This window comes from Synechococcus elongatus PCC 6301, assembly GCF_000010065.1.
GTDB classification, from domain to species: Bacteria; Cyanobacteriota; Cyanobacteriia; order Synechococcales; family Synechococcaceae; genus Synechococcus; species Synechococcus elongatus.
This window is the reverse complement of record NC_006576.1, coordinates 431537-448196: the sequence shown is the minus strand read 5'-3', so window position 1 is coordinate 448196 and position 16660 is coordinate 431537. Positions and strand designations below refer to the sequence as shown.

10 protein-coding genes and 1 tRNA gene are annotated in these 16660 nt (G+C 56.6%); 5 read left to right on the top strand and 6 right to left on the bottom strand.

Annotated elements, in window-relative coordinates; all coding sequences use genetic code 11:
• The first annotated feature begins 86 nt into the window (after positions 1–86).
• Positions 87–1304 carry an HD domain-containing phosphohydrolase gene (locus SYC_RS02070; RefSeq protein WP_011242714.1) on the top strand — a complete coding sequence of 406 codons (1218 nt, stop codon included), beginning with the start codon at positions 87–89 and terminating at the stop codon, positions 1302–1304.
• On the opposite strand, the gene SYC_RS02065 is transcribed toward SYC_RS02070, so the two are convergent.
• Positions 1305–2282, bottom strand: a complete 978-nt coding sequence (locus tag SYC_RS02065) for a UDP-glucuronic acid decarboxylase family protein (protein WP_011242713.1) — start codon at positions 2280–2282, stop codon at positions 1305–1307.
• A 78-nt stretch (positions 2283–2360) separates the two neighbouring features.
• Between SYC_RS02065 and SYC_RS02060 the strand changes: the two genes are divergently transcribed.
• Positions 2361–2434: transfer RNA gene (locus tag SYC_RS02060), tRNA-Pro, on the top strand.
• Between the two features lie 35 nt (positions 2435–2469).
• Here the strand turns inward: SYC_RS02060 and SYC_RS02055 are convergent.
• The 5 genes from SYC_RS02055 to SYC_RS02035 all read right to left on the bottom strand — a co-directional run bounded on the left by SYC_RS02055 (position 2470) and on the right by SYC_RS02035 (position 9934).
• On the bottom strand, positions 2470–3126 hold the full coding sequence (locus SYC_RS02055; protein WP_011242712.1) for a DUF305 domain-containing protein: 657 nt from the start codon (positions 3124–3126) through the stop codon (positions 2470–2472).
• A 148-nt stretch (positions 3127–3274) separates the two neighbouring features.
• The gene (locus tag SYC_RS02050) at positions 3275–4858 is read right to left on the bottom strand and encodes a bifunctional pantoate--beta-alanine ligase/(d)CMP kinase (protein WP_011242711.1); all 1584 of its coding nucleotides are present in this window, start codon (positions 4856–4858) and stop codon (positions 3275–3277) included.
• 203 nt (positions 4859–5061) lie between these two features.
• Complete coding sequence (locus SYC_RS14210; RefSeq protein WP_011377885.1) at positions 5062–6069, bottom strand: septal ring lytic transglycosylase RlpA family protein; 1008 nt, start codon at positions 6067–6069, stop codon at positions 5062–5064.
• A gap of 617 nt (positions 6070–6686) precedes the next feature.
• Positions 6687–8531 carry a GTPase family protein gene (locus SYC_RS02040; protein WP_011242709.1) on the bottom strand — a complete coding sequence of 615 codons (1845 nt, stop codon included), beginning with the start codon at positions 8529–8531 and terminating at the stop codon, positions 6687–6689.
• Positions 8528–9934 carry a GTPase family protein gene (locus SYC_RS02035; RefSeq protein ID WP_011242708.1) on the bottom strand — a complete coding sequence of 469 codons (1407 nt, stop codon included), beginning with the start codon at positions 9932–9934 and terminating at the stop codon, positions 8528–8530. The genes SYC_RS02040 and SYC_RS02035 overlap by 4 nt, the downstream gene beginning before the upstream one ends.
• A gap of 50 nt (positions 9935–9984) precedes the next feature.
• Between SYC_RS02035 and SYC_RS02030 the strand changes: the two genes are divergently transcribed.
• The 3 genes from SYC_RS02030 (at position 9985) to SYC_RS02020 (ending at position 16658) form a co-directional block, all read left to right on the top strand.
• Entirely contained in the window at positions 9985–10587 is a 603-nt protein-coding gene (locus SYC_RS02030) for a hypothetical protein (RefSeq protein WP_039755988.1), read from the top strand.
• 301 nt (positions 10588–10888) lie between these two features.
• The gene (locus SYC_RS02025; RefSeq protein WP_011242706.1) at positions 10889–13486 is read left to right on the top strand and encodes a PD-(D/E)XK nuclease family protein; all 2598 of its coding nucleotides are present in this window, start codon (positions 10889–10891) and stop codon (positions 13484–13486) included.
• Positions 13473–16658, top strand: a complete 3186-nt coding sequence (locus SYC_RS02020) for a UvrD-helicase domain-containing protein (protein WP_011242705.1) — start codon at positions 13473–13475, stop codon at positions 16656–16658. The genes SYC_RS02025 and SYC_RS02020 overlap by 14 nt, the downstream gene beginning before the upstream one ends.
• Positions 16659–16660: the final 2 nt, after the last annotated feature.

The following is a 16660-nucleotide window of genomic DNA, read 5'->3' as shown; positions in this document are numbered from 1 at the left end:
TAATTTATGCAATTTTCCTTAGTTTAGATTTCATTCTGTTACTCCAGAGTTAACAAATCAGAGATTGACGGGAAATCTTCAGTGATATGAGCCCTGAAGAACTGCAACAAGAGTTACAGCTGCAATCGATGCTAATCGATCGCTCGGAGCATGCACTCTTGACCCTGAAAGCTTGCAATGAGGCCTTGGTCAGGGCTTCAGGAGAACGAGAGTTTCTGGCTGAGTTTTGTCGTCTCTGTGTGGTTGAAGCTGGCTATGCCCACGCTTGGGTGACGCTCAATAGCTTTAATCCCCATGAAAGTCTCCGCCCCTTTGCAAGCTTTGGCAGACTGCAGTCCTACGTCGACAGCCTACAAATTACTTGGGATGACCAAGCAACTGGGCAGGGGCCAACTGGGCAAGCAATCAAAACTGGACAGATTCAAATTGCCGATTGGCAAGCGGAGCAATCCAGCTTGGCTCCATGGCAAGAAATTGCCACTCACTATCAGATCAAAACCAGTATTTCCTTGCCTCTTAAGCAGGGTGTTCGTACTTTAGGAGCCCTCAATATTTACAGTACACAGCCCGATGCTTTTCCCCCACTTGAGCAGGAGCTTTTGGCCCAAGTTGCCCAATTGTTGGCCTATGGCTTGAGTAGCCGCCGTAGCCTTGCCATTCAAGATCGCCTGCTTGACCAGACCATTCAGGCGATCGTGCAGATGGTTGAACTGCGCGATCCTTATACCCAAGGCCATGAGAACCAAGTTGCTCAATTAGCCCAGGCGATCGCTCGGCAATTGGGCCTAGATGAGAACTGCATCCGTGGCATCCATGTGGCAGGACTCCTGCACGATGTCGGCAAGATTCGCGTGCCCGCTGAAATCCTCTCTAAACCGGGTTGTTTAGATCCGATTGAGTACGAGTTGATTAAGCTGCATCCCCAAGCGTGCTACGACATTCTCAAAAGCATCCAGTTTCCATGGCCGGTGGCAGAGATTGCTATGCAGCACCATGAGCGACTGGATGGTTCGGGCTATCCACGGCAGCTGCGCGGCAAACAGATTTTGCTGGCCGCTCGCATTATCGCAGTGGCTGATGTGATTGATGCCATGATCAGCCACCGCCCCTACCGGCCTGGGTTGGGGTTAGGAGTGGCAATCGCCGAAATTAAGAACAACAGTGGGCGTCTCTACGACCCGAGGGTAGTGGAGGCTTGCCTAGCGGTTTTGAATATGTCTGATGCTCTAGAAACAGAGCCAACCTCCCCTCCCCCATTCCAAACAGGCGATCGCTTAGCCAAGGGAGGACCAAAAGGCGGATAGCTAGCTAATGCTCCCTTCGGGAAGGCGGTCAGCGATCAGGGTCGCGGCAGCCTGTTGGCGATCGCGGAAATCGGCGATCGTGCGATCTAAGCCGTCCTGGACTGACACCAACGGTTGCCACTTCAGCCAAGCTTGGGCACGGCTAATATCGGGCCGTCGCTGTTGCGGATCGTCCTGGGGCAGCGGCCGGAACTCAATTGGTAGGGCTGGATCAATGCGATCGCGGATCAGCTCCGCTAGCTGCAGAATCGTATACTCGCTCGGATTACCCAGATTGACCGGCCCTAGATGATCGCCATTCATCAGGCGAATCAGCCCATCCACCAAATCTGAGACGTAGCAGAAGCTGCGAGTTTGCTCGCCCCTGCCATAGACCGTCAGCGGCTGGCCCTGCAGCGCTTGCACGATGAAATTACTGACCACACGGCCATCGTTTTCCAACATACGCGGGCCATAGATGTTGAAAATCCGCGCGACCCGAATTTCTAGGTTGTGCTGACGGTGATAGTCAAAGCAGAGGGTTTCAGCGACCCGCTTACCCTCGTCGTAGCAGGAACGAATCCCGATCGGATTGACATTGCCCCAGTAATCTTCAGTCTGCGGGTGGACGTGGGGGTCGCCATAGACTTCTGAAGTTGAGGCCATCAGTAGTCGAGCTTTGACGCGCTTGGCCAGCCCTAGCATGTTAACCGTCCCGAGGAAGCTCGTCTTCGCCGTTTTGATCGGGTTGTATTGGTAGTGGACCGGCGAGGCAGGACAGGCGAGATGGTAGATCTGATCGACTTCTAGGCGAATCGGATCGGTGATGTCGTGGCGGATCAGCTCAAAGCGCGGATGCCCATACCACTGGGCAACATTGTGCTTGCGGCCCGTGAAATAGTTATCCAGGCAAATCACTTCATGGCCTGCACTCATGAGGCGATCGATGAGATGAGATCCAATGAAGCCGGCACCGCCCGTCACTAAGATACGCATCATTCTGTCGCTATGCTTTTCAGCAGCATACCGACTTGCGAAAGTTTGGGAAGTGCAATCCCCTCGGTATAATGGCTAAATCGGGATGTAGCGCAGCTTGGTAGCGCGCCTGCTTTGGGAGCAGGATGCCGCAGGTTCAAATCCTGTCATCCCGACTTTTTTAATCACTCGATCCATAACCGACTGCAGCCTAGGAATACCACTGGCGATACCACTGCTGCATCTGGCGAATCTCCTGATTCTGATCCGTGATGATTGCCTGAGCCAGTCGTTGAATTTCTGGGCGATCGCTGCGTAATAAGACCATTTGAGCCATCCGCACCCCCATTTCGTGGTGGGGGATCATCATTTCGATAAAAGCGCGATCGAAGTCAGGGGCTGCCTGCAAAGCGATTAAATCAGTCGCGAGACCTGCTCTACCGGCACAGCCCATCCCGATGCTCGGCATACCAGAGTTGCGCCAACTGCTCACTCGGCGATCGTCCCAGTCTGGTACGGTCGAGCCATACCACCGGCGGTACCAAGTCTGCATATCGCGAACTTCTTGGGTTTGGCTGGTTTGAATCGCTCGGGCCAAGGCTTGGAGTTCTGGGTGCTTGGCTTGACTAATCGCCAAATCAGCCATGGCGATCGCGCCTTCGTGGTGCGGAATCATCATCACGATGAAGTGTTGATCGGCGTTACCCATCCTGTTGGGAAAACCGGAACGCCACGGCCACATTTCCTGTGCGATCGCAGAGGATTCCGGCGGTGTTGCCCGAGCAGGGATGGACAACACTGAAGCGATCGTCACTGCTGTCAGTGCACTACTGACAACAAGGCCACTCAGCAGCAATAGACGATTCATAGAGTCCCCCTGTCCACGGACAGAAGCTTTATTTCAATGATGGCCGAGGACTTAAAGAGCTAAGGAAAATGACAAGAAGACTTAAGAAAATAACTAACAACTAGAGTGGTCTTTTTGAATGCTTAATTCAGTCTGCTTCAAGCCACAATCATCCAAGACTCAAAGGACTCGGTGTTTGGCCAGGAGTAGCTTGTGGACTGGAGTCCCCTAAGCCCCGATCGCGATAGAGGCGAATGATCTGGTCAGTAACCGCTTCAATGCTGAGACCATCAGTCAACACTTCTACGGCATCTTCTGCCTTGCAGAGTGGCGCGATCGCCCGTTCACTATCTTGACGATCGCGATCGCGGATTTCAGCTTCCAATTGCGCCAGATCAACCGTCAGACCCTGCGCTTCGAGGTCTAGTGCGCGCCGCCGCGCCCGCTCAGCATTCGTTGCTGTCAGAAAAATCTTCAGTTCTGCGTCGGGAAAGACATGGGTGCCAATATCCCGACCTTCGGCCACGAGCCCACCGCGCTGACCTAGCTGACGTTGCTGCTCTACCAAAAACTGACGGACCAAGGGAAGAGCCGCGATCGCAGACACCTGAGCCGTCACGGTTGGGGTGCGAATGGCCGCCGTGACGTCGTTACCTTGAATGAGCACCTGGAGCTGCTCACTGCCATCCGCCGCTGGTTGCGATCGCAACTGCAGATCCGCTTGAGCAAGCAATTCCGCCAGGACGATCGGATCTTGCGGATCGATACCCTGTTGCTGCACGAGCCAAGTCACAGCGCGATACATGGCGCCGGTATCGAGGTAGAGCAACCCCAATTGCTGGGCGAGCCGCTTCGTCACCGTCGATTTGCCAGCACCGGCGGGGCCATCGATCGCAATGATTGGTCGTCGTCCTTGCAAAGTTAGGTTATCGATCAATCGAGCAGTTCCTACACGCGCCGCGATCGCCAGCAAAGCGCGATCGGGGATTTGGGTCAAGGGTTGGAGGCTGTCGGCATCGACACAGTCGCAATATTCCAGTTGTACCGCTGGCGTAGTGGCCAGAACCGCCGTCGCAGCAGCGACTAGCTCCTGACTGTCGCGACTCCCGGCCTGAAAGCATTCCGCTGCCGCTCGCAAAGCCCGATAGAGGCCACTGGCCTGACTGCGTTCTTCAAAGGTCAGATAGCGATTGCGCGAGCTGAGAGCCAACCCATCCGGCTCCCGCACGGTAGGGCAAGGAACGATCGCGATGGGCAGATTGAAATCCTCCACCAGCCGCTGAATCACCCGCAGTTGCTGAGCATCCTTCTCGCCGAAGTAAGCCCGCTGGGGCTGCACCAGTTGCAGCAACTTGAGCACCACCGTCGCCACCCCCTGAAAATGGCCTGGTCGCTGTCGCCCACAGAGTGACTGAATCAATTCAGCCGGTGGCTGTACCCCTGTACTGCGATCGCTCGGACGAGGGTAGAGAGCCTCGGCAGTGGGACAGAAAACAGCATCTACCCCCGCAGCCTCACAGAGGGCTAAGTCTGCGTCCAAGGTTTGCGGATAGCGACTCAAATCCTCTTGGGGGCCAAACTGGCGCGGATTGACAAAGATGCTGACGATGACCACGTCATCTTGCTGGCGCGATCGCTCGATCAGACTTCGGTGTCCAGCATGGAGCGCCCCCATGGTTGGCACAAAGCCCACAGAGCCTTGCACCGACTGGCGAAAGGCCCGAAGAGCCTCTGGGCTAATCAATTGGCGCATCTTCGACCCTCTGGTTGCAACTCCAGATCCAACGTTTGGTTTTACTCCAGTGGTGACGGCAGGAGCCTATGGAGATCCTCTCAGATTTGCTGCTTGCGGCAACAGAGCCGATTGCTGTAAAGCAAACCAGTCCAAATCAACAGCGTGACAGGACTCCCTTAGGAATCCTGCCACGTTCGGGGGATTGATCGCTCCGCCAGAGACTAGCGCTGTGCAGTTTGCTGAACGCCTTGCAGAACGTCTAGGCGTACTTGGGCAACACCACTCGACCGCAGACCGATGACCTCAGCCGCACCTTGGGAAAGGTCGATCAGGCGGTTGCCATGGAAAGGCCCGCGATCGTTGATGCGGACGACGACATTAGAGCCGCTGCGTAAATTGGTGACTCGCACCAACGTGCCAAAGGGCAGTGTGCGGTGGGCAGCCGTCAGGGTGTGCTGATTAAACACTTCGCCATTGGCGGTACGCCGACCGTGGAAACCCGGGCCATACCAAGAAGCCATACCAACTGTGGTGCTGACGACCTGCTGCAGAGCCGCGGCGATTTCACTGCCCACTAGGTCAGGCAGGGTGTTGAGGGGATTAGCCCCAAAAGCTTGGCGGAGACGATTGGTGACGATGACGCTGGCCTGACGTGGCGTCCGGGCTCCGCGCACAATCATCGTGGCATCGACTTTGAAGAGATCGCGATCGCCACTCGTGATGACAGGTGCGGCTTGTCGTTCGTCCCAGCGAACTTGAATGACATCGCCCTGGAGACCCGCTTGGCTGAGTTGATTAATCAGGGCTGCAATACTGGTGGCTCGCCAGAGCGGATCTTGCTTGGCATTGAGCGGATCCACAAACTGAGCTGGGGTGGGCAGTTTGCTCTCTCGGGCGGCGGCAGTGTTAGCACTGCGCTGCGGCGCCACAAAGGTGAGGACGGGTAGGTTCCTGACGTAGAGCGTAGCGGCCTCACGTCCTTGGTATTGATGCGGTTGAACCTTGGCAACCACGTCTTCCGGGGGTGTTAGAACCCTAGATGTCTGAGAGCTCCCAACTTTGAGCGTCTCAGCATCAGCAGTCGCATCAGGTTGGGATGCAGCGATCGCAGAGGATGCGGCAGTAGCAACGGGGGGCTGCTGGGTCTGCTCGGCGCGGCTGGCGGGCACCAGACTCAAGCTTGCGAGCAAGAGTGTCGAGGTCAGACCGCTAAGAGTTCTTTTCTGCATAACGGGCGAAATAAGCACACGCGATCGAGGGGTGAGCCTTTTCCCAGCACCGGAGTGCAGCAAATGTCTTGCCAAAGGGGAGTGACCGACTCGTCGTAACGGCAGGGTCTTTTGACTTCTCTAGCCTTGGATTTCGCTATCTGCAGCGATCGCCACGTTCTAGACAGTTCAGAAAGTGCCAACCGTTAGGCGCTCGTTTCTACTCGTCCTAGGTAAACAACCCCCTCACGTTACCACGGGTTTTTGAAGAGTTTTTCTCATAATCGTTACATTAATTAACTTGATTTTTGCTGATCCCCGATGAGCCCCGATGGGATAAGCCTTTTGGGAATGTCAAAAAACCACAAAATTTTCAAAACTTTACGTTTGGATTGACAAAATCACGCATCTATGAGGTCCACACTCCGGGGTGTGATTCTGGAGAGCCCCCTTGTCTGAGAAGCCTGTAAACCTTGATGGAATCTAGGCTGGTTCTTGCGCAGGCAGGGAAAGGGCCGATCGCCCTGCTTGGAGTTGACCCAATTTCTGAAGTCTTGCCCCCTTAAGAGTGGCGCGATCACGACCGGTCGCGGCAGATGAGTGAGTGCTCATTATTTGTGGCAGCAGGTGTCAGTCACTCAGGTTTGTCGGAGTTGCTGCGGCCTTCCTGCCTCGAGCTTGGTGATGACCGAAGCTGCCCCGTACTGCGTTAACAAAGCGGTACTGAACGCCTGCAGATCACCCCGTTGCCGGTTGATCAACGGCCAAATCGTCCCCAGTTCACTGGCGAGATTAAGGGGGCGATCGCTGCTGAGCAAGGGCAGCAGTTCACTGGCGAGTTGCAGTTCGGCAATTACCTGGGGCAGATCTTCGATGGGCAAGCGATCGGCGAGGAGGGCACCCAAACGAGGATCTTGCTGGAGCAGTTGCGCCAAGAGTCCTAACACCGGCCGCTTGAGGACCGTAGTCAAGCCTTGTTGACGCTGGAGGTCACGCTGGTGACGCTGGATGGTAGCAGTAATCTGCCCAGCCCGTAGTTGGCGATCGCGCAGATGAGCCGCGAGTCGGAGTTGCTGTGCTTCGGGACAGGTTTGCAAGAGTGCGGCAGCGATCGCTTCAAGGTTCCAGCTCGAACGTGCCCCATTGGCATTAGCTAGGGGAATGACCGTCTCGCTGAAATCAGCCAGTTCAGTCTGGCGATAGGCAACCGCCTCGCGCATTGCGACCTCCTTGGGGCGATTGCCCTGTTGCCAGTCGTAGGGTGGCTGCCATTCGGCCCAGGGTCGCAGGCGATCGACATGGGTCACGCCAATCAAGAGCGGTAAATCGGGGCGGCGCGATCGCAGATCTTGCAGGCAGCGGCGATCGCTCGCTAGCGCTGGATCCGTGGCAGGGGTAAGCAGAACCACCGCATCTGCCGTGTCAGCAGCAGTCAGCACGGATTCCCACAGATCGAATCGCCCAGCCTGTTCATAGCCCGGTGAATCGAGGAGTTGGAGGCGATCGCCATTGTCCAGTTGCCAGTCGTAGGTCTGAATCGCGGGGGTGCTGGGCAGACAGTCGACAATCGCAGTCTCGGTCTGAAACAGAGCATTGATCAGGCTACTTTTACCCGCTCCTGTGCGACCGATCAACAGGAATCGCAAGGGCGCGGACTCCACCACCTGCGTATCCGTTTGCCACTGCTGCACTTGGCTAAGCAGACTTTCGGTGAGTGGCGCTTCCGGCACAGCGATCGCGGTCGGTAAGGATTGACCCCGATAGAGTTCTAGCGATCGCTGCCAGAGATTTTCTAGAGCGGCTTCTCGCATCTGTTGGCCCAAGTTGGCGAACAGCGCCTGATTGGTGCGATCGCTGGCTTCACGAGTGGCTTCGCGGGCGATCGCCCATGCAGGATGTAGCAACCACTGAGCTGCATCCCAAACCCGTTGCGCTCGTTTGAGCCAAGGAGCCGCTTTCAGACTCCAGCGGTAGGCTTGGTAGGCCTGAGCGATTGTGAGGCGATCGAGCAGCGGCCCGTAGTCATGCAACCAGCCATCCAAGTCATCGACCGTATCGCGAATCAGACGATAGGCCTGCAGAACTTGGATATTGAGCAGGGGGTACTCCACTTCGGGGTGATAGAGACTGGCAATACCCTGAACTAGCTCCAGACAGCGTTGCCAGAATCCTGGCCAGTCTTCCCAAAACGGCGGATCGGTGCGGCTGGCCGCCAAAACTCGTTGCAGCAATTCCTGGGCTTGAGCATCCCGATTGGCATCGGAGACTGCTGCGGGAGTGAGAGGTGCTAACTGTACGGCCGGGGGCTGTGTCCAGTGCACCAGTAGCCGGCGCCACCCCCAAAATCCCAGGAAAAAGCAGGGCCAAAGCCAGGTTAGGTGCCAGTGATGCAGTTGCCAAGCGCTGGCACCAATCAACCCTGTGACGATCAACGCTGGTGGTAAAGCAAGGATGGCCCACTGCCACCGTGTCAAACGCATCATCGCTGTTCCTCCTCATGCTCCGGCGGCGGCCAATGGGCACGGTAGCGTTCAAAGGTGTGTTGCAGCAGTTGGCGAATGCGATCGCGATCGGGAATCTTGCCCTGCCAGACTTCCGCAAAGTAGAAGGTCGCTGCTTCTCCTAAGGCCCAGGTGTAGGCCCCGGCCCAAGCAGCCGCGACAGCACTACCCCAACCTGGGATGAACTTGAGTAATTCTCGCCCTGCGAGCTGTGCCAAAAAGCCCCCACCAATGCTGGCAATCAGTGCACTGGCCTGCGCCCAGTTCAGGGTTTGGCCATAGACCCGACCAATGGCAACCACCATCAAGGTTTGGAGCGCCGTTAGCAGGGGCATGGCGGCAAAGGGAAGCGGAATCGCTGCCGCTCCAGAGGCAACCAAGCTAAAAGCTAGCTGATAGCGTTGGCTAACGCTGCGATAGAGCCGTTCCAAGGCTTGAGCGACTTCGCCCGAAACCAGTTGTAGCAAGGCCTGAGCCTCCGCTTGCGGCAGGAGATCACTCAGGGCTTCGATCAGGCGATCGCGCCCCTCAAACTGGCAGCGAAACGGATCCTCCGGGCGGGTGAAGTCCATATCCACTTGGCGATCGCTACAACCGGCAAAGGTCTGGCGCTGTGCTGCGATCGCCCGTTGCAAATCCTGTAGCTGTTCGAATTCTTCTGGGTCGGGGTGATCGACTTGCTCGGGAGGATAGAGCTCATGGCGACAGGTCAACACCAACAGCGCTGGCACGGCCGGAAAGCGTTGCCGCAAACTTTTAGCGAGTTGCAGAACCTCATCGACAGCAAAATCGCTGACCTTGACCGTCCAGACTAAGAGGCGCGGGCGATCGCTCTCCGTTTCGAGTTGATGACTGAGTTCTGCCAAGACGGCTTCGGGTTCTGAACCCGCTTCCCCTAGCCCGACCGTATCGATGAAAGTCAGTAGCGGCAGCAGCTCCGAAGGATAGTCGTAGCGCTGAGTGTGTTGGGTGTGGGGCCGAAAGCCTTGACCGACGATGTCGGCAGAAGCCCCCGTGAGGCCCCGAATAATCGAGCTTTTACCGGACTGGGTTTTGCCAATCAGAATAATTTCGGTGGGAGCGAGTTGCTGCTGCACCGATTCCAGCAGTTGGGTGGCTCGCGCCCGATCGAGGCCAAACCACTGTTGCCAAGTCTCCAGCGCTTTCTGCCAGATCGGTTCAGAAGCAGCCGAGTCTGTCCGCGGCTTGAGGGGGTGATTCAACACTGCGATCGCCAACGGAAACGCTAGTGCTTTAACGCTAGCGATCGCGCCTGGGAGCGACAAGCCGCTGCGAAATAGGGATCTCCGTCCTTGCTGAGATGGGTCGAGCCGCGATCGCGCCTGAGATGAGTACTGCGACGAGTGGTGAACTCTACCCGCCATCCTTCAAAATCAGCGCAGGACCTTTCACTGACTCCTGCTCTGCTGCAGCCATGATCTACAGCACTGCTGACTTAATTGAGATTTTGGCGCGTGAACGACAGGCCTGCCTCCGAGGCGATCGCTTGGATTTATTGACCCCGCCAACAGGACATCCGGTTTTCGATCGCTTCTTCCAAACAGAAGGTCTGCAGAAGTACGCAGCGTTTGCGGGCTTCCGCAGTCGTGTTCAGGACTATCAGCAGCAACATCACATCTCCGGCTTGGTCTGGCAGCAATTGCGGACGGATGGCGCTTTTCTCCAGTTTCCTGAAGTCCATCCAGATCTTTTGGCTTTGGAGAGCGATCGCTTACAACTGCAAGCGGCCCTGCCGTCCGTGCTGGGGTTTTGGTGGCAGGTTTGTCGAGGGTTGGACTGCTTCCTAGCAGTTGATCGCGGTCGAGCCTTTGAACCGATTCAGCAAGCAGCGATCGCCCCGATCGCAGCCCGCAGTGAGTGGGCTACCTTACGCCAAGAGCCGCGATCGCAAGGTCAGGAGTGGATTCTGCAATTAAGTTGGGGCGACCCCGCCGAAGCACAAACCTGGCGGCAGTGGCCTCAATCTGGCAGTGAATACATCCATGCGGTTCCCACAGGAACCACCCCGATCGCCTAGAGCGGCAGCAACTAGGATCTACAAGTCGTACGACCACTGGCAAAAGCAAAAGCTAAAAATAAGTCAATACAAAATCGACCCTAGTCAACTTCGAGATCTAGCCTAGTTGAGAAAATTGGCTCTGCCATCAATGGTTCTGACCTCCTAGGCCGATAAGTGTGCCACTCTGCGACGGGCCAAGTCTACGCAACCTGAGCGCCACTATGATGCCTGCCATGAAAGAGAGCAATTCAGCCAGCGATCGCAGTTCAACTCGGCTCTGACTCTCCTTTCAGTCTCCTCATCCATCCTGCGTCTCAAGATGATCAGCCGTGATATCGTCAGTGCCCGACCCAGCCCAATTCCAGCCGAGCTAAGGGTGATTGTCCCCAACCGGCGGGCGGCGGCAGTGCTGCAAGTTCCGGCGATCAGTCTGGAAGACCTGGCTCAGCGCCAGTTGCGATCGCATAATCTCCATCCTGTCAGTGCCTTCGAAGCTTGGCGATCGCTCCACCTGCTGCCAAAACCCGAATTGCTACAGGCTTGGCCTACGGACAAACTGCTCTCGGAAATCCGCACCGTCTTGCAAGTGCCTCTCGAGGAATGGCAGCAACGCGCTGATAGTCTGAGCGATCGCCTGCAAGCCTTGGTCGATCTTACGGCTGCGTATCAAACGGCCCTGCGAGCCCAAGGTCGTTACGACCCTGCGGAGCGCTTTCGTCTGGCGGCCGCCTTGGGGCAGCCCGAACCGCTGTTGCTCTGGGGCTACTGGGACTCCCAGCCCGAACAGCTCGCTTGCATTAATCAACTGGCTGGTGAGGGCTCAATTCTTGTTTTGCCCTACACCGAACTCCTCCAGCAGCAACATCAACTCGAACAACTCGCCGCTTGGGGCTGGCAAATCAAGCTGGAAGAGCGATCGCCGGAACCATGGCTGCAACAGTGGATCGCTCCCAACCCGCCCAAGATAGCTGAACCGATCGCCCACAGCTACCGCGATCGTGAACAGGAAGTGCGCAGCGTCTTAGGCCACGTCAAACAACTGCTCCAGCAGAATGTTGCCCAGTCCGATATTGCCTTGCTCGCTGCCGATGATCGCGCCTACGGCCCTTTAGTGCAACAGATTGGCTGGGAATATGGCCTGCCAACTCGCATGCTCTATGAAATTGCCATCAGTGAAACGCGCCTCGGTCGCTGGCTAGAGGATTTACTGACCGCGATCGCTGCTGACTTCGACTACCCCAGCGGCATTCGTGTTTTTTCCCCGAGCTTCTGCGCCGCCCTGCCCGACGGTCGCCAGCGCCAACTCCGCCGCGATCGCCCTCAAAATCTAGCTGCATGGCAGACCAGCCTCGCCACGGAATTTTCTCCCTGGCCGCTAGCGGCTACCAGAACGGAATGGGTCGGGCAACTGCGTCAATGGCTTCAACAACTGGGATTGAGGCAAGGTCTGCGCCGATGGCCTCAGGATCTTGTTGCTCTAAACCGGCTCCAGCAACAGCTCAAAAACCTGGCAGAACCGGCCTCAGAAACCCTGACCCGTCAGCAATGGTGCCAAGAGTTTGAGCAACTAATCCGCATTAGTCGCACGCCTGTCCAACCGGGGCGCGGTGGCGTCCAACTCGATCGCCCCGAACAAATTGTCGGAGCCCAGATTGGCCACGTCTTCTATCTCGGCCTCAACGAAGGGGTTTGGCCCGCGCCTTTAGCCAGCAGTTCCTTGATTGACTACAGCGATCGCCGCCAACTGCAGCGACTGGGACTGCCCCTACCGACCGCCGCCAGTTTGGTGCAGCAAGCCAAGGTGCAATGGATCGGCGCTTTGGCCGCTACTCAAACTGCTCAATTTTCTTGGGTGCGTCAGCACGATAACCGTGAGCAACTGCCATCGGCCTATCTGGAGCAGATGGGTCTGCGATCGCAAATTACACCAGCGGCAGACAGCCCCCACAGTCCCGAAGAATATCGGCGACGGTTACTGGCTCAATCGACCCTAGTTGATGACGGAGACCCGATCGCTCACTCTGCCCAGCAGCGATCGCAACAGGTTCAAGCTCGTTTGCAGGGCGAAGCCGTCTGGAACGGACAACTGGCGGACTCGATCTCTATCCCCACCCGTCCGCTCTCAGTGACTGGCATCATCCAACTCGGTCAATGCCCCTACCGTTGGGCAGCCAGCAAACTGCTGAATCTCCAGACAGACTCAGAGCGCTCTGACGATCCCGATGCCGCTATGACGGGAACCCTGTTGCACAAAGCATTGGAGTTACTGACGCCTCAGCTCAAGACTGAGACCTTGCCTGATCGCGAGATCTTGCTGGCGATCGTGGAAACGGCTGCTGCGCACCTTGCTAAGCAGCGTCCTAGAGAGGGTGATCTGCGGCAACATCCCCGCTGGACTGCTTTCCAGCTCAGTTACGTCAATTTACCGGAACGTCTGCTGCGATCGCCGAATTTCCGTAGCCCTGACAGTGAAATCATCGCGGTGGAACAGTCTTTTGAAGGGCAATGGCAGGGTCTTCCTGTGCGGGGCACGATCGATCGCATTGACCGAACATCTGCTGGCCTTGAGCTGATCGACTACAAGCTCGGCAGCACGACGCAAAAAGTCTGGGATACAGACCAGAAATTGAAACTGGATCTGCAACTGGCGCTCTATCAGGAAGTCGGCGCAGCGGCGATCGCGCCGGATCAACCCGTGGCGCAGGTGCGCTACCTCCACATGCGAAAAGCGGAAGCCAGTCAGCCTAAACCGGCGGAGGCGACTGAACTCGAGCAGTTAGCAGCGCGGCTCAAACAAGCCTTTGAGGGTGGGCATTTCCCGATTCGGCCCCACGACAGCTACTGTCGCTACTGCGATTTTGCTGGACTCTGTCGCCACTCAGAACTGAAGCAGGAGGTCGACCATGAAGCTGACTGAGGAACAACGCCAAGCTGTTCAAGCAGCAGGTTCGGTAGCGGTTACGGCGGGTGCTGGCACCGGCAAAACAGAATTGCTCAGTCAGCGCTACCTCTGGCATCTACAGCAAGCGTCCGAGTCGGTTTCGCCGCTGGAAATTGTCGTGCTGACCTTTACCGAGAAGGCAGCCGCTGAATTGCGATCGCGGATCCGTAAAGCCGTTGGGAACAAATGGCCCGATCGCTCTGATTGGTTGGCTGAAGTTGAAGCTGCTCAAATCAGTACCTTTCATAGCCTCTGTGCCCGGATTTGTCGCGAACATCCCGCCGCAGCGGGACAACCGGCGGATTTCACGATCCTCGATGATCTTGCAGGCAAGCTCTGGCAGCAGACCGTGCTGACGGCAGCGATGCAGGAACTGGATCCAAGCTGCTTCGATGTCATGGATTACAGCGAGTGGCGACCGCTGCTCGAAACGCTGCTGGATGATCCGGTTCGCAGTCAAGCGCTACTCGCAGTCGAATCTGAACAATGGCGTGAGGTACTCGCTCAAGCTCAGCGCGATCGCCTGCAACAAATCCAGCAGTCCTCTGATTGGCAAGCTGCGATCGAGGATCTCAGCGGAGCAAGTTGGCGTGAAGCGGATGCTCTCAGCGACCAAATTCAGCAAATTCTCGCTTGGTCAGATACGCTCTTCGATCCGGCCAACTCAAATTGGCAAGCAACCTATGACGAATTCATTAAGCTGAAACTGACTCAGGCTGGCTCAGCGAAAAACTGGGGCAGTGCCGATACGGCAAAGCTGTTGCGCACCCAGTGCAAAGTTCTCCGCGATCGCCTCAGGGATGAGGAATCATTGCTGAGTCTGCGTCCTAACGAGGCAGATGATTGGAATCGAGACCAGCGATCGCGGATCTACGAAGCGTTTGAAACCGTTCTTAAGAGCATTGATGCTCGCAAGCGACAGGATCGCTGCCTCGACTTCAATGACCTAGAGCGTGGTGCGGTGCGAGCACTCGAAAGCGAAGCCGTGCGATCGCACTATCAACAACGCTGGCGCTATTGCTTTGTCGATGAATTCCAAGACACCAACCCCACGCAAAGCCAGATTCTGCAAGCCCTCTGGGATCCACAACACCTGATCCTGACTTTGGTTGGTGATGAGAAGCAGTCGATCTATGGCTTCCGTGGCGCGGCCACTCAAGTGTTTCGCAATTGGCAACAGCAAATCCAGCAGCACCAAGGGCACATCGTCACGCTGAGCCAGAGCTTCCGCACCCACCAAACGCTGCTCGAAACCATCAATCAAGTCTTTGAGCCGGTGCTTGATCCCTATCAACCTCTCCGCAGCGATCGCCAGCCGCCCCATCCGCTGCCACCCATTCAGCAACTGGTGATTGAGCCGGAAGAGAAAGATTCTCTCGAGCAAGCCCGCATCCAAGAAGCCACCGCGATCGCTCAGCAGATCCAGACTTGGATCCAGCAACCACTACTGGTTTGGGACAAGCCGAGCAACCAACATCGCCCGATCGCCTACGGCGACATTGCCATTCTCTGCCGGCGGCGCGCACCCTTGGAAACGGTCTACGGCGAAGTTCTCAATCAGGCTGGGATTCCCGTGCTGGTCAATGGGGGCGGTAGCCTCCTCGAAACCCCTGTCGGTTATGACTTGCAAGCGCTGCTGGAGTTTTTGGTCTATCCCAGCAACGACCTCGCCCTAGCGACCCTGTTGCGCAGTCCGGCCTTTGGCCTCAGCGATGCCCAGCTCTATCAGCGAGCCCAGCAAGGCAAAGGCTGGTGGAGTCATCGTCAGGAACGGCCAGATCCAGCGTTTGCGGCCGCCATCAAAATTTTGGAAGGCCTGCTGCGATCGCGCTTTTTCGAATCACCTCTGCGGCTGGTGCAGCAGTTCGATCGCGCCACGGGCTACAGTGCTGTGCTGGCTAGCTTACCCCAAGCTCAACGACTGCTGGCCGATTGGCAAGCCCTGCTGACCTTTCTGCGTGAACAACCTCAAGCGCATGATCTGGAGTTGTTGCTGCGCTATTGGAAGCAATTACAACAGGCCGAAGTCGTCCTGCCGCGTCCCGTCCTAAAAGCGGGTAATGCCGTTACCCTGATGACCTTACACGGATCAAAGGGTTCGGAATGGCCGGTCGTGATCATTCCCGATCTCACCGCTAAACCGAGATCGCAAGCTGAAACAGTTCTGTTTGATACTGAGCTCGGAGTCGCTCTGCGGCAACCCTACGTCAAAGAACAGGCCGCTGCCTATCAGTTTTTCAAGTACCGCAAACAGCAAGCCGAAGACGCCGAAACCAGGCGGTTACTCTACGTTGGCTTTACGCGGGCGCGTGACTTGCTCCTGCTCACCAGTCCCAAATCTGCAGAGGCGCGATCGCCTCTGGATCTACTCGCCCCCGGACTAGAACAAGCTGCGATCCAACCGCTTGATCCCAACTCAGGAACGGAGATTGCGGTTACGGCGACGTTACCCACTGCGGATGCACCCCTGTTCTGGCAGTCCACAGCCGCGATCGCTCCCCAGTACAGTGAGCTCTCTGTTTCAGCATTTGCGGACTATTTCCGTTGTCCAGCCCTTTTTCACTTCCGCTATACCCAGGGGCATCCCGGCGCGATCGATGGGGAAGGCGCAGGGACGAGCGATCGGCCGCCACAACTAGGGCTCTTAGTCCATCGTGCCCTTGAACTCGATTTACGTCAGCCAGAAGCACTCAAGCCTTACTGTGCTGCTGAAGATCAAGACCTGATTCCGCAGGCACTGCAGTTAGCTAGCTGCTTTGCGACGGAACCCGTTTACAGCGCTGTTCGTGAGCAGGCTCAACAGCGTGAAGTGACTCTGCACTTGGAACTCAGTAGCGGCCTAGTGCTCAAGGGGCGGGCCGATCTAGTCGGAGCGGATTGGGTCCTGGATTTCAAAACCGATCAGCAACCTCAACCAGAGAATTATCAGTTGCAGCTTTGGGCTTATGCTGCGGCTCTCAATCGCCCACAAGCCGCGATCGCTTGGCTCCGCCACAATCAACTGGATTGGATTGAAATTGAATTCATTCCTGATCAAGCTGAACGAGCTGCCGTCCAGTTAGCCCAAGGTGACTTTGATCCTCAGCCAGGACTCTGCTGTCAATATTGCAGCTATCGCAGTATTTGCGAGGCAACTAGTAAAAACTAAAC

Coding starts and splice junctions, on each gene's coding strand:
- SYC_RS02070 (WP_011242714.1), top strand. CDS start 87: ATGAGCCCTGAAGAACTGCAACAAGAGTTACAGCTGCAATCGATGCTA.
- SYC_RS02065 (WP_011242713.1), bottom strand. CDS start 2,282: ATGATGCGTATCTTAGTGACGGGCGGTGCCGGCTTCATTGGATCTCAT.
- SYC_RS02055 (WP_011242712.1), bottom strand. CDS start 3,126: ATGAATCGTCTATTGCTGCTGAGTGGCCTTGTTGTCAGTAGTGCACTG.
- SYC_RS02050 (WP_011242711.1), bottom strand. CDS start 4,858: ATGCGCCAATTGATTAGCCCAGAGGCTCTTCGGGCCTTTCGCCAGTCG.
- SYC_RS14210 (WP_011377885.1), bottom strand. CDS start 6,069: ATGCAGAAAAGAACTCTTAGCGGTCTGACCTCGACACTCTTGCTCGCA.
- SYC_RS02040 (WP_011242709.1), bottom strand. CDS start 8,531: ATGATGCGTTTGACACGGTGGCAGTGGGCCATCCTTGCTTTACCACCA.
- SYC_RS02035 (WP_011242708.1), bottom strand. CDS start 9,934: ATGGCGGGTAGAGTTCACCACTCGTCGCAGTACTCATCTCAGGCGCGA.
- SYC_RS02030 (WP_039755988.1), top strand. CDS start 9,985: ATGATCTACAGCACTGCTGACTTAATTGAGATTTTGGCGCGTGAACGA.
- SYC_RS02025 (WP_011242706.1), top strand. CDS start 10,889: ATGATCAGCCGTGATATCGTCAGTGCCCGACCCAGCCCAATTCCAGCC.
- SYC_RS02020 (WP_011242705.1), top strand. CDS start 13,473: ATGAAGCTGACTGAGGAACAACGCCAAGCTGTTCAAGCAGCAGGTTCG.